The organism is Nonomuraea sp. SYSU D8015, assembly GCF_008065375.1.
In the GTDB taxonomy this organism is placed as follows: Bacteria; Actinomycetota; Actinomycetes; order Streptosporangiales; family Streptosporangiaceae; genus Nonomuraea.
Window position 1 is genome coordinate 433,480 of sequence record NZ_VJYI01000003.1, and the last position, 21,412, is coordinate 454,891.

The following is a 21,412-nucleotide window of genomic DNA, read 5'->3' on the forward strand; positions in this document are numbered from 1 at the left end:
GTCCGGGTCAGGGCTCTTCCAGCGCGTAGGCCACCGCACGGGACAACGTGAACCTCTCGCCTTCCCGGAAGGCCGCCGCGTACCCCTGGGGCCCCAGCGCGCGACGTGCCCGCTCCACGCACTCCTGGTGTGACTGCGCCTGGAACCGTGGCCGTGACGAGGAGGACGTGACCGCCCGCCACAGGTCGTGGGCGGCGCCCAGCAGCCGGGCGGCCCGCTCGTGCCGCCCGCGCACCCCGGCGGTCCACGCCAGCACCTCCAGGCACTGGAGGAGGCCCCACCGGTCCTCGACGGTGCTCCAGAAGGCGGCGACCTCCCGCATCTTGGCCTCGGTCCGGCGCCAGTCGCCCTGTTCCCAGCGGGCGATGCCGAGCGCGTAGCGTCCGTACGCGCGGAAGAGCGCGGCATCGCGCTCTTCGCACATGGCCACGAGTTCCTCACCGTAGGCGGCGGCCCGGTCGGGGGTCAGGTGGGCGGCGAACAGCGTGGCGAAGTACAGGGTGATCCCGACGGCGTGGACGTCGTCTCTCGCCCGGTGCCGGGCGAGCGCCTCCTCCACCAGCGCGAGCCCGCCCTCGGCGTCGCCCTCGGACAGCGCCGCGACGCCGGACATCTGGGTGGCGAACGCGAGCACCGCCTCGTCGCCCGACTGCCGCGCGAGCGCCATGCACTCCCGCAGGTCGGCTCGGGCCGCGGGATCGCCCTGGTAGAGGGCGAACAGCCCGCTGGCCCACAGGCCCATCGCCCGGGTGGCGACCGGTCGCGACACGAGCGCGAGACCGCGATTCAGCCAGTGCCGGCCTTCGCTGTGCGCGCCGGCGACGAGCCAGTAGGCCCACAGCGCGGAGGCGATCTCCAATCCGGCGGGCGCGTCGCCGGGCCTGTCGAAGCAGAGGTCGAGGGCGACGCGCACGTTGGGAAGCTCCGCGTTCAGCGTTCGGTAGTCGTCGATCTGGCCGGGCTCCATCAGGTCCATGCGCACTCGCCCCGTCAGCCGGCGATAGTGGTCGATGTAGCGCTCACGCAGCGCCTCCGCGTCCGCGGAGGGCAGCCGTCGGCGCCCGTACGCGCGGATCGGCTCCAGCATGCGGTAGCGGAGTCCGCCGCCGTGCTGCTCCGCTCTGCAGAGGATCGACTTGTCCACCAGGCCGGTCAGCAGATCCAGCACGTCCTCGCACACCAGGCCCTGCCCGGAGCAGACGGCTTCGGCCGTCTCCAGGTCCACGCCTCCCGGGAACATCGACAGCCGCTCCCACAGTCGCCGCTCACCGGACGAGCACAGCCCGAAGCTCCAGTCCATGGTCGCCCGCATCGTCTGGTGGCGCTCCCGCATGCCGGGGGCGGTCTCGGCCGGGACGTCCAGCCACTCGTCGAGCTCGTTCACCAGGTCTTCCACCGAGACCGTGCGCAGCCGTACCGCCGCCAGCTCGAGCGCCAGCGGGATCCCGTCGAGGCGCCGGACCAGCCGGGCGACCGCCCGGGCATTGGCCGCGTCGACGAGGAAGCCGGGCCGGATGGCCGCCGCCCGCTCCGTGAAGAGGCGCACGGCGTCTCGCCGGGCGATGCCGCGCGGGGTGTCGCCGGGCGCGGGGACCGGGAGCGACGGCACGGTCAACACCCGTTCGCCGTACACCCCGAGGGACTGGCGGCTGGTGGCGAGGATCCGCAGCCGCGAGGTGCCGCGCAGCAGCCGGTCCGCCAGGCGGGCGCACGCACTCAGCAGATGCTCGCAGTTGTCCAGCACGATCAGCATCCGCTTGTCCGCCAGACGCTCCGCCAGCAGGGCCACGAGGTCCGGTCCGGTGTCACGGATTCTCAGCGCGGCGGCCACCGCCGGGGCCAGCACGTCCTCGTCTTCGACGGCGTCCAGCCCCACCAGCCAGACCCCGTCCCGGTACTGCCGCCGCAGGATCTCGCCGACCCGTCGTGCCAGCCGCGTCTTGCCGACACCGCCCGCGCCGGTCAGGGTCAGCAGGCGGGTCTTGGGCAGGATCCGCCTGATTTCGGAGATCTCGTGCCTTCGCCCGACGAACGTGGAGGCGTCGGGCCGTGACCGCTCCGCCGCCGGCTGTTCGGCGGCCGGGACGTTCGTGATCGTGTCCTTCGCGGTCATGCTCATGCGCCACCAGGAGGCTCCTCGCCGGAGAGGCGGGCCTGCTCGACGACCCAGCCGGCGATCTGGGCCCTGGAATGGAAGCCGAGTTTGCGCAGGATGGCCTGGGTGTGGGCCTCGGCGGTGCGCTGAGCGATCACCAGCGTCGACGCGATCTCCTTGTTGCTCATCCCCTGGGCGATGAGGTGGGCGATCTCCGTCTCCCGTCCTGTGAGGGGCGAATGCCGGCCGGTCTCGCGGGACGGCACCTCCTCCATGAGGGCGTAGGCGACCGCCTGATCGAGGGAGAGCCTGGCGCCCCGCTCGACGGCGGCCTCGAAGTCCTTCTCGCCGAGGGCCCGACGGGTACGGGCCTCGCATTCGTCGTGGTATCGGATGAGGTGGCCGATGCCCAGGAGTGGCACGCCGATCGACTCCGAGAGGGTACGCAGGATGCCCAGCAGTTCGCCGGCCCGCGTGAACTCCCTTTCCGAGGCGGCGACCCAGGCCAGCACCTCGAGGTTGCCCCCGGCCCCGGCCCAGTCGTCCAGTTCGTGGAAGAAGCGCAGGCTCCGCTGTTCCAAGGTGGTCGCGCGGCGCGTGTCGCCTTGGCGCCAGAACTCGATGCCGAGCGCCGTCATCGTGTACGACTTGTGCCAGCTCTCGCCATGGGCGTCGCAGACGGCGATGGCCTCCTCTGCGGCGGCGACGGCGCGTCCCGAGTCGCCGAGGACGGAGTGCGCGAGGGAGAGCCAGTCCAGCGCCTGCACCTCGCCCGCCGGATCTCCTGTGGCGCGATGACGGGCCAGCGCTTCCTGGAAGCAGTTGATGGCCGGTGCGGTGTGTCCCTCCTCCATCGCGATCATGCCGGAGTACTGCGCGACGTAGCCGAGGACCGGTTCGAGCCCGAGCCGCTCGCCCAGCGCTCTGCTCTCGGCGAGCAACTCGGCGGCCGAGGCCCGATCGCCCTGGATGATGGCGATCCGGGCACACGCCCACAACGCCCGAGCCCTGATCTCCGACAGGCCGGCCGTGTCCGCGAGTCCCCGTTCGAGCCAGTCGCGTCCTTCGCCGAGGTGGCTGGTGGAGATCCAGTGGTAGAGGAGGTCGCTGGCCATGTCGATGCAGAGCCCGGCGTGCTCGGCGTGGCAGTATTCCAGAGCCGTGCGCAGGTTGGGATGCTCGACCCGCAACCGCTTCAGCATGTTGACCTGCGCGGGGCCGAACAGCTGCGCCCGCGCCTCGCGCGCCAGCCGCCGGTAGTAGTCGCGATACCGGCGTTTGAGCTGCCGCTCCTCCCCGGAGGCCATCAGCCGCTCCCGCCCGTACTGCCGGATCGTGTCCAGCAGCCGGTATCGCACTCCGCCCGGTTGCTCCTCCTTGATCAGGACGGACTTCTCCGTCAGGCCGACCACGAGGCCGACGATCTCGTTACGGGCGATGCCGTCCCCGGCGCAGACGGCTTCCGCCGCCTCCAGATCGAGGCTGCCGGTGAACACCGACACGCGGGCCCACAGCAGGCGCTCGTGCTCGGAGCACAGGTCATGGCTCCAGTCGATCAGCGCGCGGAGCGTCCGGTGGCGCGGCACGGTGGCGCTCGATCTCGCGGTGAGCAGCCGGAAGCGATCGTCCAGCCGGTCGAGCAGCTGGTGGACGGAGAGCGCGCGCAGCCGCACGGCGGCGAGCTCGATGCCGAGGGGCAGACCGTCCAGGCGGCAGCAGATCTGCTCGACGACGTCCTGGTTCTCCTTCGTGAGCGTGAAATCGGGCACGACGGCCGCGGCCCGCTCGGCGAAGAGCCGGGCCGCGTCGGACGCGGGGGACTGCGCGCCGTGCCGGGGTTCGGGACCGGACAGCGTCGGCACGGCGAACGCCTGCTCGCTGGCGATTCCCAGCAGCTGCCGGCTGGTGGCCAGGATGCGCAGCTCGGCGGCGGAGGACAGCAGCGTCTGGGCCATCATGGCGGACTCGTTGCGTACATGCTCGCAGTTGTCCAGCAGGACCAGCGTCCGCTTCTCGCGCAGGTGGTCCGTGAGCACCTGGATGGGCGACCGGGCGGAGTGATCCTGGATCCTCAATGCGGCGACCATGGCCTGGGGCAGCAGACTCGGGTTGTCCAGTTCACCGAGTTCGACCAGCCACGCTCCGCCGGGGAACCCCCGTCGCAGATCGGCGGCGACGCGCAGCGCCAACCGGGTCTTGCCGACGCCGCCCGGCCCCGTGAGCGTCACCATGCGAGAGTCGGCCAGCAGGCGCTTGACCGTCGCCACTTCGTGCCGGCGCCCGATGAAGCTTGTCGTCTCGGCAGGCAGTCCGTCGGGATACGTGCGCGCCGCCAAGGCGCGCCATGTGGCATTGGTCATCGATGCCTCGCATCGGCTCTGGCGAGTGGGCAACCGCATGCGGCAAGGAGCCGATGTAACCAACATATGCCCCGTAGCAGGGCCGAAACCCGGACAACATCCCTGGTCATCGCATATTTCGGGATCGCATCCCAGATCGTCGGCAACCCATGGCCAACCTCGGGCTCGCGCATGGGGCAGATTTTGCGAGGGCCTGCCCGGCCGGCCGCCCGACCAGGAGTCCGGCCTTGACCGCCCCGACAGGAAGGTCTACATATATATTCAATCCATTTTATCCATTCGCACCAGCGAGGTGAGCGTGAGGGCGACGCTCACGGTGCTCGTGGCGGCTGCGGCCCTGGCCTTATGCCCGGCGGCGACGGCAGCGGCCGGGACGGTCCCCCGTTTCTCGGTGCCGGGGCGGGCCGGAGGGATCTGCGTCGACGCATCCCTGAAGATCAGTTTCCCGGCACCACCGGCCCTCGGCTCCACCGGCGCGATCGAGGTGCACCGCGCCGACGGCACCCTCTTCGACCGCATCGAGGCGGCCACGGCGAAGACGGACAGGAAGAACATCGGCGCCACGGTCTCCGACACGGGCCTGCCGCACGACTTCTCGTACGAGTCGATCACGATCGACGGCCGCACCGCCCTCGTCCACCTGCACCGGCAACTGGAGTACGGCCAGACCTATTACGTCACCGTCGACCCCGGCGTCTTCGCGGGCTTCGACGGCGTCCAGGATCCGCGAAGCTGGCGCTTCGCCACGAGAAAGCGCCTGCCCACTCCCGCCATCTGACGGTGTCCGCCGCCGGGAACGGTGACTTCTGCACCGTGCAGGGCGCCGTCGACGCCGTCCCCATCGGCAACGACCGGCCGGTGACCATCGACGTGCGGCCCGGCGTCTACACCGAGATCGTCTACGTGCGCGAGGACCGGCCGCACATCACCGTGCGGGGCGCGGGCGCGCGGCGGACGGTGATCCAGTACGCCAACAACGACCTGCGCAACGGCGACAATGCGCTGAAGGACGGCGGGCCGGCGGACGTGTGCCCGCGCCGTGTGCTGGAGACGTCCGACCTGCACAACTGCTGGCGGGCCATGTTCGGGGTGGACGCGGCCGACTCCCGGATGAGTGACATCACGCTGCACAACACGACGCCCGACGGCGGCTCGCAGGCGGAGGCGTTCAGGGGGAACAACGAGCGCATCGTGCTCGAGCGCGTGCGCCTGCGCAGCTTCCAGGACACGCTGCGCCTGCAGGGCAAGGGGTTCGTGACCGGCAGCCACATCAGCGGCGACACCGATTTCGTGTGGGGCACGGGCACGAAGGGTCACGAGTAGGCGGCGGCCCACCGATCTTCCACGGACAGCCTGAAGATGGGGACGGTCAGCCGAGGACGCGAGCGAGTTTCAGCAGGGTTTCCGTGGGGGTGCCGGGGGGCGGGGAGACGCGGAGGACGGGTTCGCCGAGGTCCAGGGGCGCCCGGGCGACAGGGGCGGAGCTGATGAGCAGGCCCGCCTCGGCGGCCCGGGTTCTGGCGTCGGCGACGGAATCGCCTCGCGGTGGTGTGAGTGTGACGATGGCGGACGGCTCGTCGAGGGGTTCGATCACCCGCCAGCCGCCCGCACCGTCGAGGATGTGCCGGGCCGTCCTGCCGAGGTCGGCCAGGTGCATGTGGAGGTCGGGCCGGTGTTCCCCGGCGGCCACGCCGAGGGCGAAGCGGGCCGCGATCGCGCCCTCCGAGCCCTCGTACCGGATCGCCCCCGGTTGGGGCGACGGGCGGGCGGCGGCCCAGGTGTGGCCGCCGAGTGTCGGGACGGCGGCGTCCATCTCCGGCGTGAGGCCGGGCACGATCAGGAAGCCGACGCCACGTGGCCCGGCCAGCCACTTGCGGGAGGTGCCCACGTAAGCGGTCGCGCCGACCCCGGTCACGTCGACCTGGCCGAGGGACTGGCAGACGTCCAGCACCAGTGAGACTCCGGCGGCCCGGCACAGCGCGCCGATCTCCTGCGCCGGTTGCACGACGCCGCGGTGTGAGGCGATGTGGACCACGCTGACCAGGTCCAGGCCCGCGGCCAGCCGGGAGCGGAGCCCGTCCAGGTCGAGGCGGGAGTCGTCGTCCACGGGGAGCTCGACGAGGATCCAGCCGCGCTCCTCGGCCAGGCGGCGCAGGAGCATCAGCGTGCTGCCGTACTCGGTGCGGGCGAAGCCGACGCGGCCTCCCAGTGGGAGACGCCAGCCGCCGAGCAGCGCCGCCGTCGCCGCTGTCCCGCTCTCCAGGAACGCGACGTCGGCCGGAGCCGCGCCGACCAGGGCGGCCAGGGCCGAGCGGGCCGCCATCAGGTCGGGCTCGGCCGCGTAGCCGCCGCGTTCGCGTTCCAGGTGCAGGTGCCCGACGACGGCGCCGAGCACCTGGTCGCTGGGGACGTTGCAGCCGGCGGCGTCCAGGTGGCCGGGCGGCATGACTGATCGTGCCGCCCGCCACTTGTCCCCGACGTCGGTCACGCCTCCGCCAGGAGCAGGGCGAAGTCGCCTGCCGGGTCGGTGTGCCAGTGGCGGACCGTGAAGCCCGCGGCGGCCAGTTCGCCTCTCAGGCCGTCCGGACGGAACTTGGCGCTGATCTCGGTGCGCATCTCCTCGCCCTCGGCGAAGTCCACCACCAGGCCCAGCGCGTCGATCGGCACCCGCATGGCCCTGGAGGCGCGCAACCGCATCTCGATCCAGTCGTTGCGCTCGTCGTACAGGGCGACGTGCTCGAAGGCGTCCGGGTCGAAGGCGGCGGCCAGCTGCCGGTTGAGCACGCGCAGGACGTTGCGGTTGAAGGCGGCCGTCACCCCGGCCGCGTCGTCGTAGGCGGCGACCAGCCGTCCCCGGTCCTTCACCAGGTCGGCCCCGAGCAGGAACGTGTCCCCGGGGCGGAGGCCGTCGCGCACTTCCTTCAAGAAGACCTCGCGGGCGTCGGGGTCGAGGTTGCCGATGGTGCCGCCGAGGAAGGCCACCATCCGGCGGCCCGTACGGGGCAGCAGGCCGAGGTGGCGTTCGAAGTCGGCGCACACCGCCTGCACGGCGAGCCCCGGGTAACGGCCTGTCAGGCGCTCCGATGCCGCGGCGAGCGTCACCGCGTCCACGTCCACCGGCGTGTACGCGCGCAACGTCCCGGCGGCGGTGAGGGCGTCGAGCAGCAGGACGGTCTTCTCGCTGGTTCCCGACCCCAGCTCGACCAGCGTGTCCGCGCCGCTGGCCGCCGCGAGCTCGCCGGCCCGCGCCCGCAGGATGGCCAGCTCGCGGCGCGTGGGGTAGTACTCGGGCAACCGGGTGATCCGGGAGAACAGGTCGCTGCCCGCCTCGTCGTAGAACCACTTGGGCGGCAGCCATTTGGGGGTGGCGGTCAGGCCGGTCCTGACGTCGTGTTCGAGGGCGTGGCGCAGGTAGTCGCGGTCAAGATGGTTGATCAGCTGCACGGTGGACTGGCTGGTGGGCACAAAGATCTCCTGGGATTCACAGGGGCTGGACGCGTACGCCGTCGGAGGTGGTGGCGAGCAGCAGGCTCCGCTCCGGCACGGCCTGCCAGCCGGGCAGGTCGTCGAGCGGCTCGCTCGCCACGAGCACGCCGTCCTCGGAAAGCCGGTGGAAGAGGGTGTCGCCCCAGACGGTGGCGGCGAGCGCGGCGCCGTCGCAGGCGAGCAGGTTCAGGCGGGCGGAGGGGTCCTTGGCCGCGGCCTTCACGACGACTTCGGACAGGGCGTCGCCGAGCGCGAGCCCGGCACGCAGCCGCTGGAACGCGGCGGCGGCGAGCCAGGCCGAGTCGCAGGCGCTCTCGGCCCCGTCCGCGAGGTCCCTGACCGCGTCCCTGGCGACGCGGCCGTTGTGGCTGAGCAGCCACGGACCCTCGGTGAACGGCGCGGTGGCGCTCTCCTCGACGGGCATGCCGGTGGTGGCGCACCGCACGGCCGCCAGGAGGCAGGCCGAGCGGGCGATCTCGGCGAGCGCGGGCAGGTTGGCGTCCGCCCAGATCGGTATCGACCGGCGGTAGCGGACGGGCTCGGCGCGGGCGGCGGCGTACCAGCCCATGCCGAAGCCGTCGGCGTTGACCGTGCCGTGCCGCTGCCGCCGTGGCCGGTACGACTGTGTCAGGAGCCCGTTCGGAGGCTCCTGGATCAGCGCGGTCAGGGCCCGGGGCGCGCCGAGCCAGGCCGCGTGGCGGCACACTAGCGCTGCTCCGCGGTGCGGGCGCAGCGGAACCCGGTGAAGATCTGCCGCCGGATGGGGTAGTCCCAGTTCCTGAACGTGGTGCGGACCGCGGCGGGGTCGGCCGCCCACGAGCCGCCGCGCAGGACCCGGTAGTCGCCGCCGAAGAACACCTCGCTGTACTCCCGGTAGGGGAAGGCCTGGAAGCCGGGGTAGCCCTGGAACCAGGTGTCCGTCCACTCCCACACGTCGCCGACCATCTGCTCGGCCCCGTACGGGCTCGCCCCGGCCGGGTAGGCGCCGAGCGGGGCGGGCCGGGCCGCCCGGTGCCCGAGGTTGGCGAGGTCCGGGGTCGGGTCCTGGTCGCCCCAGGGGTATTTGCGGGCCCGTCGCTCCGCCGCGTCCCAACCGCACGCCTTCTCCCACTCGGCCTCGGTCGGCAGCCGCTTGCCGGCCCAGCGCGCGTAGGCGTCGGCCTCGTACCAGCAGACGTGCTGGACCGGCTCGTCCATCGGCACGGGCTCGGTGCGGCCGAAGCGGCTGCGCCACCACGTGCCGCCGTCCTTGACCCAGAACAGCGGCGCGAAGACGCCGCTCTCCTGCCGCCACCGCCAGCCCTCGGGCGTCCACCAGCGCGGGTCGTGGTAGCCGCCGTCCTCGATGAACGCGGCGTAGGCGGCGTTGCCGACGGGGAGCCGGTCGATCCAGTACGCGGGCAGGTCCACCTGGTGGGCCGGGCGCTCGTTGTCGTAGGCCCAGGGGAGGCTGTCGGTGCCCATCAGGAACCGGCCCGCCGGGACGTACACCTCCCCGGGACCTGCCGGGCGGCCGGGCGGGAGGTCGCCGTCGCGCACCATGCCGGGCTGCCCGGACAGCTGCAGCGTGGCCAGCATGGTCTCGTCGTGCTGGTGCTCGTGCTGGATCACCAGGCCGAAGACGAACCCGTCGCGGCGCAGCGGGCTCGGGTCCTCCAGGTCGACGGCGTCCAGGACGTCGAGCACGCGGCCGCGCACGCCGCCGATGTAGTCTCTGGCCTCGGCCGGGCGCAGGAACGGCAGCGTGGGCCGGTCCCTGCGCGGGGTCTTGAAGGCGTCGTAGATGTCGTCGATCTCCGGCCGGAGCGGCGTGATGCCCGCGGCCGCCCGCAGCACCCACAGCTCCTCGTAGTTGCCGACGTGGGCGAGGTCCCACACCAGGGGCGACATCAGCGGTGAGTGCTGGCGGACGAGCAGGTCGTCGTCCGCCGCCGTGTAGGCCAGCGACCGGTCGCGCACCGCGATGAGCTCGGCCGCGATGCGTTCCTTGAAGTCGTTCATGCATCCCCCTCTTCGGTCAGCCAGGCCGACAGGCGCCGTCCCGGTCCTCTCACCAGATCGATCAGGTCGGCCGCCGGTGAGCGGCCGGGAGTCACGTGCCGGTCGGCGAACGCGGCGACCGCGCCGGCCAGGGCGGGGGGCGCGCCGAGGCGGGGCAGCGCCTCGAGCGCGGCGCGGAAGCAGCCCTCGGCCGCCTTGCGGAGCCGCGGATCCGTCAGCCCGCATCTGGCGGCCTCGGGCCAGGGCTCCCCGTACGGCTGGGCGGCGGCGAGCGCGGCGTCGGCGGCCCGGTCGTCGGTGATGAGCGCGTACGTCACGGCCACGCACACCGGCCAGGTCGCCGGGTGCTGGGCGTCGAGGTAGCGGATCTCCAGCCAGCCGCGCGGCCGCACCGGCGGGAACACGGTCGTGGCGTGGTAGGCCAGGTCCGCCGCGGTGGGCTCGCCGGTCGCCAGCCAGTCGCGGAAGGTCGAGCCGTCGCGTACCGGGCGGCAGCGGTCGCCGCCCTCCCGCACCAGCATGAGGCGGGCGTCGAGCAGGTAGTCCGCCCAGTCGGCCGCCGGGTCTCCTGAGGCGCGGACGGGGGTGGTCCTCGTGGGGTCGAGATGCTCCCACACGGCCTGGCGGCCGGACATCCAGCCGAAGGGACGACCGCCGCTGAGCGGGGAGTTGGCGAAGGCGGCGGTCAGGACGGGGCCCAGGAGGTGCGCCCGCTCCCATCGGGTCCCCGGTCGCTCGCCCAGGTCCAGGTTGACCTGGATCGAGGCCGTGGAGCACATCATCAGCGGGCCGTACGGGCCGCCCAGGAACTCCGCCATCGCCTCGTACCTGGGGAGGCGGAGCTGGCGGAGCGGCGGGCGTACCGGATCGAGGCCCACGCCCGCCAGCGCCAGGCCCGCCTCGGCGAGGGCACGGCGGGCTGCGGCCAGGTCGGCGGCCAGGCCGTCGATCGCGTCGGGCAGCGGGCCCGCCGGTCCGGAGAGCTCCACCTGGCCGCCCGGCTCGAAGGTCACCCGGCTCCCGCCGGGCAGCGGCGGCAGGGTCCGCGCGACCTCCTCCAGCGGCACGTGCCGGCCGGCCGCCGCACGATCGAAGACGAGGAACTCCAGCTCGACCCCGACCCGATCCCCACCGCTGCCCTGAAAGCACCGGCTCGCGAAGTCACCCACATCCGCGAGACCCCTGAGCGGCCTCTCTTCCCCATCCACCGCCTCGTCATCGTGGGGAACCGGCGCGCTCCGCCCGCCCGCCTCGGAAGGACGAGCACCCTGCACGCCCGCCGTCCCGTCGTCGCGGCGTCGCACGCCCCTCTCGTCCGGCTCGTCGCGGCGTCGAGCGCCCCTCTCGTCCGGCTCTGGGGCGCGCCCACGCCGCGGAACATGGCTGTCCATGACCGGGGCGGTGCCGCCACGTGGTGTCGCATGCGCGTCGTCGGCCCCGTGCGGCACGGCCATCCCGTTCGCCGCCGCGTGGGCGCCCACCGGCGACGTATGGTCACCATCCGCCTGCGCGGAGCCCGCGAGCGGCGTGGCCTCGGATCGTGTGCGGTCCCGGTCGGCCGCCTCGGTGGCTCCCCTGAGCGGCGGGCCGGCGGGCCGGCCGGTCATCGTCTCCCCCTCGCGTGGCACATGGGTCTACAGACCCGCGAGCGCCGCGAGCGTTACGGGAGATCTCTTAGTTTTGTCGCCGGTTTCTGAAGGCGGCCATCAGCCGGTCGCGCGTGGGCGCCGAGAGCTTCTCCGGCGGCGCGTCGCCGACGGCCCGGATGGTGGTGCGGAACTGGTCGAAGTAGTGCCCGCAGTCGTCGCAGCAGGCCAGATGGGTCTCGACGGCGACCTGGGACGGCTCGTCGAGGGCGTGGTCGAGGTAGGCGGTGATGACTTCCACCAGTTCGCCGCACGTGAACCGCTTCACGACGTTGCCCGCCTTACCCTCTGCCACATGAACCGTTTCACCTATTCTGACTGCTTCACCGAGTTGAAGTAGTCCTCCAGCCGCCCGCGGACCGTCGCACGCGCGCGGTGCAGCAGAACCCTCTGGTTGGCCGCGGAGATCTCAAGGATCTCGCAGACCTCCTCGGAGGTACATCCCTCCACGTCACGAAGTGTGATCACGATCCGCTGCCGCGGCGGCAGCCCCGCGAGGGCCGCGCCGATCAGCCCGCGGACCTCCGCGGCGAGCGCCTGGTTCTCCGGCGTCGGCCAGGCCGCCGGCGACTCCTTCCAGCTTCCCGGCAGAGCGGCGTCGGCGCCGTGGAACCGCGACGGATCGACGGTCGGCCCGCCGTCCTGTTCGAAGGTGCTCCATGGCAGTGTACGGCTCTCGCGCACGCTGCGTTTCTTCGCCGTGTTGACGAGGATGCGGTAGATCCACGTCTTGAGCGACGAGCGGCCCTCGAAGCCGTCGATCGCGCCGATCACGGCCAGCCAGGTGTCCTGCACCACCTCCTCGGCGGAGTCGTCGGTGGAGACGTACGACCTGGCCACCCGCAGCATGCCCCGCGACCAGGTGTCGAGCAACGTCGCGAACATCTCCTCATCGCCCGCCCGCAGGGCTGAGACGACGACGTCATCCGGGGGCAGCGTGCTGCCCGCGAAAGACCCCACGATCGCTTCCTCCCGGTCGAGCGTCGGCAATCATCATCACATGCTTCCGGCGGGCGGCGCAGCGGGGGGCGGAGACCTGAGGTGGTGACCGGACGCGCCCGGCGACGGCTGCGGTCGAGCCTGGCGCGCCCGGGGATCGGGGGCGAGATCAAGCCTTGTGCATGGGGGCCCAGACGGTCATCGGGCCGGGGCCGCGGTTGGCCCACGTGTAGTACGGGACGAACGTGAGCTCGGCCGGGCCCGCGTGCTCCGGCTCCAAGGGCGCGGCGGCGGTGCGGTAGGGGAAGCCGCCGTCGTCCTCGCGGTGCACGTGGACCCGGCCGCGCGCGATGACGGGCACCACGCCGGCGGGCAGCCCGGTCACCGCCGTCCCGTCGGCGAGACGGTCTCCCGCGACGCACAGGTCGTCGACGATGACTCCGGGGTGGTCGGTCTGCTCCAGGCAGTACACGAGCGGGCCGCGTTCGACCGCGACCTGGCCGCGGGCCACGTCCAGCCGGGGCACGGCGGCTGTCAGCCGGGGCCGGACCCCGAGGTCCATGACGACCCGGTCGCCCGGCCGCCACCGGCGCGCGATGCGGTGGTAGGCCCGGGCTCGGCGCGCCGGCCGTCCACGCCCGCCGCGTCCGCCCAGGCGGGGACGCGAACCGACAGCGTCCACGGATGGCCGGGGGTCTCGCGGACGACGACCTCGACGCGGCCGCTCCACGGGTAGCCGGTGTCCACCTCCAGCAGCACCGCCCCCGACCGGATCGTGGCGGGCGCGTACAGGTGCAGCTGGACGCCGTCGCCGTCCTGGGTGGCGAGGTAGTGGTCGAGGGAGGACAGCAGGCGCATCACGACACACCGCTCGGCATCGGCACGCCCGTGCCCCGGCTGAGCTGGCGCCTGGCCTCCGACCGGCGCGGCGACGCCCCCGTCGCGTACCGGATCCGCGTCCAAGGCCCCGACGACGTCCTGGCCTGGACAGCGGCTGGGTCGACGGCCAGGACGTGAGCGCCGACTACGGAGGCGCGCCGCTGGCGTCGTTCGCCCGCTGCCGCTGGAAGGTCTCGGTCCGCCCCGGCGGCTCCGCCGAGTCGTGGTTCGGCACCGGGGTCATGCACGCCGACGAGTGGAAGGCGGCGTGGATCGGCCACGATCCGGAGACCGAGCCGCCGTTCGAGCCGCCGGCCGACGACCGCGAGCCGCGCACGCCCCGCACCGCGCACCTGCCCGCGCCCCGGTACTTCCGGCGCGAGCTCGACCTGCGCCCGGCCACCTCCGTCCGGATCGCGTGCACCGCCCGCGGCCTGTACGAACTGCACGTCAACGGCGTGCGCGTCGGCGACGGCGAGCTGACCCCCGGCTGGACCGACTACCGCCATCGGGTGCCGTACCAGGTGTACGACGTGACGGACCCCCGTACGGTGGCCGGCACCGACGCGGGCTGGCGGGAGACCACCGGCCCGCTCCGCTACGCCGACCTGCTGATGGGCGAGTGGTACGACGCCCGGCTGGAGCTGGACGGGTGGGACCGGCCCGGGTTCGACGACTCCGCCTGGGCGCCCGCCCGCGTGCTCTCCTTCGACCACGGCGTGCTGGTGCCCTCGCCCGCCGAGCCCGTCCGGGTCACGCAGGACGTCGAGCCGGTCGACGTCAGGCGGAGCGACGGCCGGACGATCGTCGACCTGGGCCAGAACCTCGCCGGCCGGGTGCGGCTGACGATCCGCGGCGCCCGGCCGGGCGACCGCGTCACGCTCCGCCACGGCGAGGCGCTCGACGACGACGGCGGCCTCTACACCGCCAACCTGCGCTCCGCCGAGGCCACCGACCACTACGTCGCCGCCGGCCGCCCAGTCGAGACGTTCGAGCCGCGCTTCACCGTCCACGGCTTCCGCCACGTCGAGATCACCGGCCATCCCGGCGACTTCGAGCTGGTCGGGCGGGTGCTGCACTCGGACACGCCGGTCGCGGGCGAGTTCTCCTGCTCCGACGCGACGGTGCGGCAGCTCATCGGCAACGCCGGTGGAGCCAGCGCGGCAACTTCGTCTCGGTGCCGACCGACTGCCCGCAACGTGACGAGCGGCTCGGCTGGACCGCGGACGCGCAGGTGTTCCTGCCCACGGCCTGCTACAACGCGGACGTGGCGGCGTTCTTCACCGGCTGGCTGGCCGACCTGCGCTGCGCGCAGACGGCGGAGGGCGCGGTGCTCGACGTGGTGCCGCACGTGATGACCGAGCGGCACGGCACGCCCGGCTGGGGCGACGCCGCGACGATCGTGCCGTGGCACCTCTACCGGGTGTACGGGGACGAGCGGGTGCTGCGTGACAGCCTGCCCAGCATGCGCCGCTGGGTGGATCACGTCGAACGCCACAACCCCGATCTCGTCTGGCGCGACCGGGTCGGCAGCCACTACGGCGACTGGCTGCAGGCAGGCGTGCGGACCTCCAGGGACGTGCTGGCCACCGCGTTCTTCGCGCTGAGCGCGGACCTGACCGCGAAGGCCGCCGCCGTGCTGGGCGATCACGTCGCCTCCGAGAGGTACGCGGCGCTGCGTTCGCGCATCGGGGAGGCGTTCGCCCGGGGGTTCGTGTCGCCGGACGGGCGGATCACCGGTGACACGCAGACCGGCTACCTGCTGGCGCTCGCCCACGGCCTGGTGCCCGAGCCCCTCGTGCCGGCGGCCGTGGGGCGCCTGGTGGCCGACCTGGAACGCCGCGGCCGCCGCCTGACCACCGGCTTCGCCGGAGTGGGGCTGCTCGGCCCGGTCCTGTCCGCGCACGGGCACGCGGACCTGGCCTACGCGTTGCTGCACGACGACCGGTACCCGTCCTGGGGGTACTCGATCAAGCGGGGCGCGACCACGATCTGGGAGCGGTGGGACGGCTGGACCGAGGAGAGCGGCTTCGGTCCCGTCGCCATGAACTCGTTCAACCACTACGCGCTGGGATCGGTGGGGGCGTGGCTCTACAGCGGGGTGGCGGGGCTCGGGCAGGAGGAGGGGTCCGTGGGGTTCCGCCGGCCGCTCGTCCGCCCGCTGCCCGGCGGGACGCTGACGTGGGCCGGGGCCTCGTACGACACGCCGCTGGGGCGGTTGAGCAGCCGGTGGGAGGCGGACGGCGGGACGCTGCGCCTGCGGTCCGGATCCCGCCCGGCGCCGTCGCCACCGTCCACGTCCCGACCACGGACCCGTCGTCGGTCCGCGAGTCCGGCGCCCCGATCCCCGCGCCGGCCACCGATCATCCACCCGCGTCTTCATCGGCAGCCGCCCGCGCGCCGCTGGTCGAGGCCGTCGGCGTGACCGGCGCGGCGCTGGAGCCGGGCTCGAACCGGATGCTCACGTTCGGCGGCCGTCCCGACGTGACGGTGGCATCGGGCGGGACGGCCCTCAGCGACCCGCTGCTGGGCCAGGTGGCACCGCTGCGCCGCCTCGCCGTGAGCCTCTGGCTGCGCGGCGAATGCGCGGCGCCGACCGGCCGCAACCGCGCCACAACCCCCGCCGACCGCTCTCGGCCGAGCACGCCCGCCGCCGCCCACCGCTCGCAGCCGACCATGCCCACCGCCGCCGCCTACCGGTCGCGGCCCGGAGATCATGCCGCCGACGAGACCGGGGCCCCGTTCACCGAGCCGGTGGCGACCTGGCACTGGCTGGACGCGCTGATCGTCACAGCCTCTGTGCCGGGCGTGGCGGTGCTCGGGGACTCGATCACGACGGGCGTCGGCGCCGAGACCGGGCACGGCTGGCCGGACCTGCTCGCCCACCGCGCCCACCTGGAGTCGTGGCCGCTCGCCGTCGCGAACGAGGGCGTGTCCGGCGGGCGCGTCCTCACGCCGGGCACCGGCCGCCACGCTGAGGAACGCCTGGCCGCCGAGGTGCTGACCAAGCCAGGGATCGACGCCGTGTTGCTGCTGGCCGGGATCAACGACATCGGCGCGGGCGACCGCCCGGACGCGCTCGTCGCCGCGTACCGCCGCATGATCGGGCGCGCGCACGCCGCCGGAGCACGCGTGATCGGCGGCACGCTGCCGCCGTTCGCCGGGGCGGAGTACTTCACCGCCGCCGGCGAACGGACCCGCGCGGCCGTGAACGCGTTCATCCGGCACGGCGGCGCGTTCGACGGGGTGGCGGATTTCGACGCGGCGCTCCGCGACCCCGCCGCGCCCGTCCGCCTGCACGCCGCGTACGACTCCGGCGACCACCTGCACCCCAGCGCGTCGGGCCACCACGCGATGGCGGCCGCGGTCGAGAGCCATCGATGCGGATCCCTTCGCTGATGAGTGACGAAGCGGGCGAGCAGCTCGGAGCAGGCCCACGCTGCCGACTCTCACGATCATGCCGCTCCCGCAGCCGCGCCTAGCGCCCGCCGGCGAAGCGGATGGCCGGTTCCGGGCGGTGGATGCCGCGCGGGCGGTAACCGAGCGCGTCGGAGACGCCCAGGTAGTCGGCGAGCAGCCAGATGATGGCGAGCCACATCTCGGTGCCCTGCAGCCCCGGCGTGCGCGTGGGGCCGCTCCCCCGGGTCAGCTCGAAGCTGAAGCCCTCGCCGTCGTGCCAGCCGCCCAGCGCGCGGACGAGCCGCTCCCTGGCCCACGCCTCGCCTTCCGCGCGCCGGTACGGCGTCTGCCTGCCCAGCAGCCAGAGCGGGTGGATGACGTCGAGGACGTTGCAGGCGTTCCCGGCGTCCGGGCGGAAGTAGCGCGGGTCGCGGGCCTGGGCGAGCACGGTGTCGATGGCCCTCTCGGGGTACGGCAGCGGCATCCCGAACTGCGCGAACGTGCCCCGCGTGAGCCGGTAGAAGCCGTTGACGATCTGCAGGAGGCCGGCGTCGGGGTCCGGTTCGCCCCACATCCCGTGGGCTTGGAAGCATCTAGTCAGGAGCCAGCCGTACAGGGTCTCGATCTCGCCGCGCAGGCCGAAGTCGGCGAGGTTGCGGTAGAGGCCGGTGCCGACGGCGTCCACCCATGAGCCGGCCGTCCATGCCTGCCGCGTCCAGTCGAGGGCGTCGAGTGCGGCGATCAGTTCCTGAGAGCCTAGGCTGGCGACGGCGTGCACGGGGTGCTCGAAGCGGGTGCCGAGCAGGTCGAGGGCGTAGCCGACGCAGAGCACGTGGTACGCGGTGGCTCCGTCGAGCGCCGGCGATCCGGTGGCGCCGAGCTCCGGGACCAGGCCGGTGGCCGGGTCCTGCCGGTCCCGCAGGAAGGCGACGATCTCCTCCCTGGCGGGGATCGGGGGCGGGCCGCCGAGGAGGAGGTCGGCGATCTCGACCGCGTCGCACCAGGCGCGGACGGTCGGCTCGGCCTCCGGGCGGTCCACGTACCGCTCGCCGGTCCAGCAGCGGCGCAGCACCGCCTCGGCCTGGTCCCTGGCCCGGTCGGCGAAGCCGGACAGCAACCGCGCCAGATCGCCCCCCACAGCCCCCTGCGCCCCGCCACCCGAATCGGTCGCGCCGGTGGCCGAGGCGGTGACGGTGACCGACGTGACGGTGGCCGAAGTGGCGGCCGAAGTGGCCGAAGAGGTGGTGTGGTGGGTCGCGCGGCGGGGAGTGCGGCGGGGAGTGCGGCGGTCGCGGAGGGGGCGGGCCGGGTTGCCGGCGACCATGGCCCAGGCGGGCACGTCCTTGGTGACCACCGAGCCCGCGCCGATGACGGCGTGGTCGCCGATCGTCACCCCGTCCAGCACCACCACGTGCGACCCGATCCATACGTCGTTCCCGATCCGGATCCCCTTCGACGTGATCGGCTGCCGGAAGACCGGCCGGTCCGGGGCGGCCGAGTGGTTGAAGCCGAGCAGGGAGGTGTGTGCCCCCACCCGCACGCCGTCGCCGAGCACCACCCGCCCCCGCGCCACGGAGTACGGGTTGAGCGTGCAGTCGTCACCCATCACCACGTCGTCGGTGACGTACGCGTGCGCCGCGATGTAGCTGCGCTCCCCCATCCGGAGCCGATCCGCGTACACGGCCGCCAGCGGCGAGATGAACACCTTCTCCGGCACCTCGAGCTCCGTCCGCCCGCGCAGCTCCGCCACGTGCTCGGCCTGGGCCCTCCGGTCCTCCTCGCTCGCCTGGTCCCAGAACAGCCACGGGCAGAAGTCGAACTCGGTCATGGTCAACGTCCTTTCAATCCGCCAACGTCAGCATCATCGACCAGCGGTAGGGGCGGACCGCCAGCCGGTACCGCTCGGGCAGCGCGGGCCCGCAGGAGGCGCTGCCGAGCCCCTGCCGGCCGTGGTCCAGATTCAGCCACACCCGGCCGGAGTCCCGCAGGTCGGCCGCCTGCAGGGCCTCGCTCCTCCACCGGCGCGCGGTGAAGTCCAGGTACGGCTCGGCGTCCACCCGCAGCGTCGCCAGTCCCGGCCCCGACAGCTCCAGCCAGCGGGTCTCGATGTGGTTGCCGTTCTCCTGCGGCACGACGTACGGGGTCTGGAGCGCGTCGATGGGTCGGGAGAATCGTCCGACGCGAGCCGCGGCCCGGCTGTCGGCGTACGTCTCGCCGGGCGCGAGACCGAACCAGGTGGCGTCGGTGTAGCCGCCGGGCAGGGCGAACCGCGCGCCCATGCGCGGCGGGGTCACGCTGAGGTGCCCGTAGGCCGTGTCATGCCAGTCCCCCACCGGGTCGGCCTCGATCGTGAGGTGCAGCGTGCCGTCGTCCTGCCAACGGTAGGTGTAGGCGGTGCGGAACCCGAGGGACCGGGTCGCGGGGCCGCTGCGCCCGCGCACGACCAGGGTGCGGTCGTCGGGTCTTTCAATGCCGCCACTGCGGTGGAGGAACCGGTCGAGCCCCACGGCCTTCCCATCGGCGGCCAGCGCGTTCCTGGTGCCCTGGCCGCGGTCGTTGTCGGTCGGCGCCCGCCCGGCGCCGCCGTTCGGCTCGTAGTCGATGTCCCCTCCGTGCAGGAACCCACCGTCGGACCCGGTGAGCCCGTGGTCGATCCACTCCCACACGAACGCCCCGCAGAACCGCTCGGACGACTCCAGGATCGCCTGGTAGTCGCTCAGCGAGCCGGGCCCGTTCCCCATGGCGTGAGCGTACTCGCACAGCAGGAACGGCAGCCCGCGCCGCCGGAGGTCGTCCTAGGGCGTCACCCCGTGGGCGCGGGCTCCTTGCGCCGCCCGATCCGCTCGAGATCGTCCAGCGCGACGGCGACTGGTGGGTGATGTTCTAGTTCGGCCTCTCGTACGGCGGCCACGCCCGCGAGAGCTACGCCGTCTCCCGCGACCTGCGGACGTGGCACAAGAGCGGCGAGATCCTCGTGGACGTCGGCCCGCCGGGCTCGGCCGACGACACCTACGCGCACAAACCCGCGATCATCACCCGGGGCGGCCGCGTCCACCACTTCTACACGGCGGTGCGGCGCTGCGAGCCGTACCGCGTCGGCGGACACACGCTGACCGAGCGCCGCGGCATCTCGATGGCACATGGCTGATCGGAGGACATGATGGGCGAGTCATCGGGCAGGCATTCGCGTAGGACGTTCCTGGCAGGGGCGGTCGGAGGCGGCCTGCTGCTGACCCAGCCGCCGGGCCGGGCGGCGGCCGTCGGCGCGGGCGGGGATCCTCTCGCCGGGAACGCGGCGGTCCATGCCCCGGCCTGGGCCAGAGTGCCGCAGATCAGGCGCCGGATCCGGCCGCCCCGCTTCCCCGGCCGCACCTTCCCCATCACCGACCACGGCGCGATCGGCGACGGGACCACGAAGTGCACGGACGCCTTCAAGCAGGCCATCGCGGCGTGCGCGGCGGCGGGCGGTGGGCGCGTGCTCGTCCCCGCGGGGACGTACCTGACCGGCGCCATCCACCTGGCCGACGCCGTCGAGCTGCACCTCGCCCCCGCCGCGACGATCCGCTTCAGCCGCGACCCCGCCGACTACCTGCCCGTCGTGCACACTCGCTACGAGGGCATCGAGCTGATGAACTACTCCCCGTTCATCTACGCCTACGGCCGTACGAACGTCGCGATCACCGGCCGCGGCACGATCGACGGCCAGGCCGGCGCCGCCCACTGGTGGGACTGGTCCGGCGACCCGCCCCCGTCCGAGGGCCCGGACAAGAAGCTGCTGGCCGCCATGGCCGAGCTGGGCGTGCCGGTGGCCGAGCGCGTCTTCGGCGAGGGCCACACGTTACGTCCCAACCTGATCCAGCTCTACCGCTGCCGCAACGTCCTCATCGAGGGGGTGACGGTCAAGGACTCCCCCATGTGGAACATCCACCCGGTCCTGTGCGTCAACGTCACCATCCGCGACGTCACCGTGGACAGCCCCCACGGCCCGAACAACGACGGCTGCGACCCGGAGTCGTGCGTGGACGTGCTCATCGAACGGTGCGAGTTCAGCACGGGCGACGACTGCGTCGCGATCAAGGCCGGCGAGAACGCCGACGGCCGCCGCGTCGACGCCCCGTCGATGAACGTGCTCGTGGGCTCGTGCGTCATGCGCGACGGCAACGGCGGCGTGACCGTCGGCGGCGAGACCACCGGCGGGGTGCGGTGGGTCTTCGCGTGGAACTGCACGATGAGCAGCGAACGCCTGGAACGGGCGATCCGCGTCAAGACCAACCCCGAACGCGGCGGCTACGTCCGCGATCTCTACTTCAAGGACATCACCGTCGGCCAGGCCGCCGACGCGGTCGTCGAGGTGGCGCTGAACTACGAGAACAAGCACACCGGCCCGTACTTCCCCGACGTCCGCGACCGCGACATCCGGAGCCTGCGCGCCGGCCGGGCGCCGCGGGCGTTCAACCTGATCGGCAACCCGGGCAACCCGATCCGCGACGTCCGGGTGACCGACAGCGTGTTCGCGGAGATGACCGAGGCCGGCGTCGTGCAGGACGTGACCGGCCTCGTCCTGCACGACGTGTGGATCAACGGGCGTCGCGTCCGGCGGGACTGAA

Annotated in this window: 20 protein-coding genes and 1 pseudogene; 8 read left to right on the forward strand and 13 right to left on the reverse strand. The window is 73.1% G+C overall.

What is annotated here, in order from left to right:
* Nucleotides 1-7: 7 nt before the first annotated feature.
* On the reverse strand, nt 8-2,119 hold the full coding sequence (locus ID574_RS17430) for an ATP-binding protein (RefSeq protein ID WP_188189937.1): 2,112 nt from the start codon (nt 2,117-2,119) through the stop codon (nt 8-10).
* Entirely contained in the window at nt 2,116-4,455 is a 2,340-nt protein-coding gene (locus ID574_RS17435) for an ATP-binding protein (protein WP_188189938.1), read from the reverse strand. The genes ID574_RS17430 and ID574_RS17435 overlap by 4 nt, the downstream gene beginning before the upstream one ends.
* Nucleotides 4,456-4,753: 298 nt before the next feature.
* On the opposite strand from ID574_RS17435, the gene ID574_RS17440 reads away from it, so the two are divergent.
* Both ID574_RS17440 and ID574_RS17445 read left to right on the forward strand, forming a co-directional pair.
* Nucleotides 4,754-5,233: an Ig-like domain-containing protein gene (locus ID574_RS17440; RefSeq protein WP_188189939.1), complete on the forward strand. Its 480-nt coding sequence runs from the start codon at nt 4,754-4,756 to the stop codon at nt 5,231-5,233.
* A gap of 2 nt (nt 5,234-5,235) precedes the next feature.
* Entirely contained in the window at nt 5,236-5,778 is a 543-nt protein-coding gene (locus tag ID574_RS17445; RefSeq protein WP_188189940.1) for a pectinesterase family protein, read from the forward strand.
* A gap of 46 nt (nt 5,779-5,824) precedes the next feature.
* Here the strand turns inward: ID574_RS17445 and ID574_RS17450 are convergent, their stop codons facing one another.
* The 9 genes from ID574_RS17450 to ID574_RS61590 form a co-directional block, all read right to left on the reverse strand.
* Complete coding sequence (locus tag ID574_RS17450) at nt 5,825-6,943, reverse strand: aminotransferase class V-fold PLP-dependent enzyme (RefSeq protein ID WP_223166788.1); 1,119 nt, start codon at nt 6,941-6,943, stop codon at nt 5,825-5,827.
* Entirely contained in the window at nt 6,940-7,920 is a 981-nt protein-coding gene (egtD, locus tag ID574_RS17455; protein ID WP_188189941.1) for an L-histidine N(alpha)-methyltransferase, read from the reverse strand. Before egtD ends, ID574_RS17450 begins: the two co-directional genes overlap by 4 nt.
* Before the next feature lie 16 nt (nt 7,921-7,936).
* On the reverse strand, nt 7,937-8,647 hold the full coding sequence (gene egtC / locus ID574_RS17460) for an ergothioneine biosynthesis protein EgtC (protein ID WP_188189942.1): 711 nt from the start codon (nt 8,645-8,647) through the stop codon (nt 7,937-7,939).
* Nucleotides 8,647-9,942 carry an ergothioneine biosynthesis protein EgtB gene (gene egtB / locus ID574_RS17465; protein WP_188189943.1) on the reverse strand — a complete coding sequence of 432 codons (1,296 nt, stop codon included), beginning with the start codon at nt 9,940-9,942 and terminating at the stop codon, nt 8,647-8,649. The genes egtC and egtB overlap by 1 nt, the downstream gene beginning before the upstream one ends.
* Complete coding sequence (gene egtA, locus ID574_RS17470) at nt 9,939-11,549, reverse strand: ergothioneine biosynthesis glutamate--cysteine ligase EgtA (protein WP_223166789.1); 1,611 nt, start codon at nt 11,547-11,549, stop codon at nt 9,939-9,941. Before egtA ends, egtB begins: the two co-directional genes overlap by 4 nt.
* A 67-nt stretch (nt 11,550-11,616) precedes the next feature.
* On the reverse strand, nt 11,617-11,883 hold the full coding sequence (locus ID574_RS17475) for an anti-sigma factor family protein (RefSeq protein WP_223166790.1): 267 nt from the start codon (nt 11,881-11,883) through the stop codon (nt 11,617-11,619).
* A 14-nt stretch (nt 11,884-11,897) separates the two neighbouring features.
* Nucleotides 11,898-12,548, reverse strand: coding sequence for an RNA polymerase sigma factor (locus tag ID574_RS17480; protein ID WP_188189944.1), 651 nt, complete (start codon nt 12,546-12,548; stop codon nt 11,898-11,900).
* A 148-nt stretch (nt 12,549-12,696) separates the two neighbouring features.
* Entirely contained in the window at nt 12,697-13,089 is a 393-nt protein-coding gene (locus tag ID574_RS61585; protein WP_188190327.1) for a hypothetical protein, read from the reverse strand.
* The gene (locus ID574_RS61590) at nt 13,062-13,385 is read right to left on the reverse strand and encodes a glycoside hydrolase family 127 protein (protein ID WP_262496015.1); all 324 of its coding nucleotides are present in this window, start codon (nt 13,383-13,385) and stop codon (nt 13,062-13,064) included. The genes ID574_RS61585 and ID574_RS61590 overlap by 28 nt, the downstream gene beginning before the upstream one ends.
* Before the next feature lie 30 nt (nt 13,386-13,415).
* Here ID574_RS61590 and ID574_RS61595 point away from each other — a divergent pair, with 30 nt between their 5' ends.
* The 4 genes and pseudogenes from ID574_RS61595 to ID574_RS17505 all read left to right on the forward strand — a co-directional run bounded on the left by ID574_RS61595 (nt 13,416) and on the right by ID574_RS17505 (nt 16,805).
* Nucleotides 13,416-13,544, forward strand: a complete 129-nt coding sequence (locus ID574_RS61595) for a hypothetical protein (RefSeq protein WP_262496020.1) — start codon at nt 13,416-13,418, stop codon at nt 13,542-13,544.
* Nucleotides 13,545-13,648: 104 nt separating this feature from the next.
* Nucleotides 13,649-14,446: pseudogene (locus tag ID574_RS59760) on the forward strand (family 78 glycoside hydrolase catalytic domain); the annotation flags it as partial.
* A 137-nt stretch (nt 14,447-14,583) separates the two neighbouring features.
* Nucleotides 14,584-15,831 (forward strand): alpha-L-rhamnosidase-related protein, encoded by a 1,248-nt coding sequence (locus tag ID574_RS17500; RefSeq protein WP_262496002.1) that lies wholly within the window; start codon nt 14,584-14,586, stop codon nt 15,829-15,831.
* On the forward strand, nt 15,828-16,805 hold the full coding sequence (locus ID574_RS17505) for a GDSL-type esterase/lipase family protein (protein WP_188189947.1): 978 nt from the start codon (nt 15,828-15,830) through the stop codon (nt 16,803-16,805). The genes ID574_RS17500 and ID574_RS17505 overlap by 4 nt, the downstream gene beginning before the upstream one ends.
* A gap of 79 nt (nt 16,806-16,884) precedes the next feature.
* On the opposite strand, the gene ID574_RS17510 is transcribed toward ID574_RS17505, so the two are convergent.
* Both ID574_RS17510 and ID574_RS17515 read right to left on the reverse strand, forming a co-directional pair.
* A complete protein-coding gene (locus ID574_RS17510) occupies nt 16,885-18,633 on the reverse strand; it encodes an acyltransferase (protein ID WP_188189948.1) in 1,749 nt (582 codons plus the stop codon).
* Between the two features lie 13 nt (nt 18,634-18,646).
* Entirely contained in the window at nt 18,647-19,579 is a 933-nt protein-coding gene (locus ID574_RS17515) for a beta-galactosidase small subunit-related protein (protein WP_223166854.1), read from the reverse strand.
* A 200-nt stretch (nt 19,580-19,779) separates the two neighbouring features.
* Here ID574_RS17515 and ID574_RS17520 point away from each other — a divergent pair, with 200 nt between their 5' ends.
* Entirely contained in the window at nt 19,780-19,953 is a 174-nt protein-coding gene (locus tag ID574_RS17520) for a hypothetical protein (RefSeq protein WP_188189950.1), read from the forward strand.
* Nucleotides 19,954-19,962: 9 nt separating this feature from the next.
* Nucleotides 19,963-21,411 (forward strand): glycoside hydrolase family 28 protein, encoded by a 1,449-nt coding sequence (locus ID574_RS17525; RefSeq protein ID WP_223166791.1) that lies wholly within the window; start codon nt 19,963-19,965, stop codon nt 21,409-21,411.
* Nucleotide 21,412 lies beyond the last annotated feature (1 nt).

Coding starts and splice junctions, on each gene's coding strand:
- ID574_RS61590 (WP_262496015.1), bottom strand. CDS start 13,385: ATGCGCCTGCTGTCCTCCCTCGACCACTACCTCGCCACCCAGGACGGC.
- ID574_RS17435 (WP_188189938.1), bottom strand. CDS start 4,455: ATGACCAATGCCACATGGCGCGCCTTGGCGGCGCGCACGTATCCCGAC.
- ID574_RS61585 (WP_188190327.1), bottom strand. CDS start 13,089: ATGGACCTCGGGGTCCGGCCCCGGCTGACAGCCGCCGTGCCCCGGCTG.
- egtA (WP_223166789.1), bottom strand. CDS start 11,549: ATGACCGGCCGGCCCGCCGGCCCGCCGCTCAGGGGAGCCACCGAGGCG.
- ID574_RS17430 (WP_188189937.1), bottom strand. CDS start 2,119: ATGAGCATGACCGCGAAGGACACGATCACGAACGTCCCGGCCGCCGAA.
- egtB (WP_188189943.1), bottom strand. CDS start 9,942: ATGAACGACTTCAAGGAACGCATCGCGGCCGAGCTCATCGCGGTGCGC.
- ID574_RS17525 (WP_223166791.1), top strand. CDS start 19,963: ATGATGGGCGAGTCATCGGGCAGGCATTCGCGTAGGACGTTCCTGGCA.
- ID574_RS17510 (WP_188189948.1), bottom strand. CDS start 18,633: ATGACCGAGTTCGACTTCTGCCCGTGGCTGTTCTGGGACCAGGCGAGC.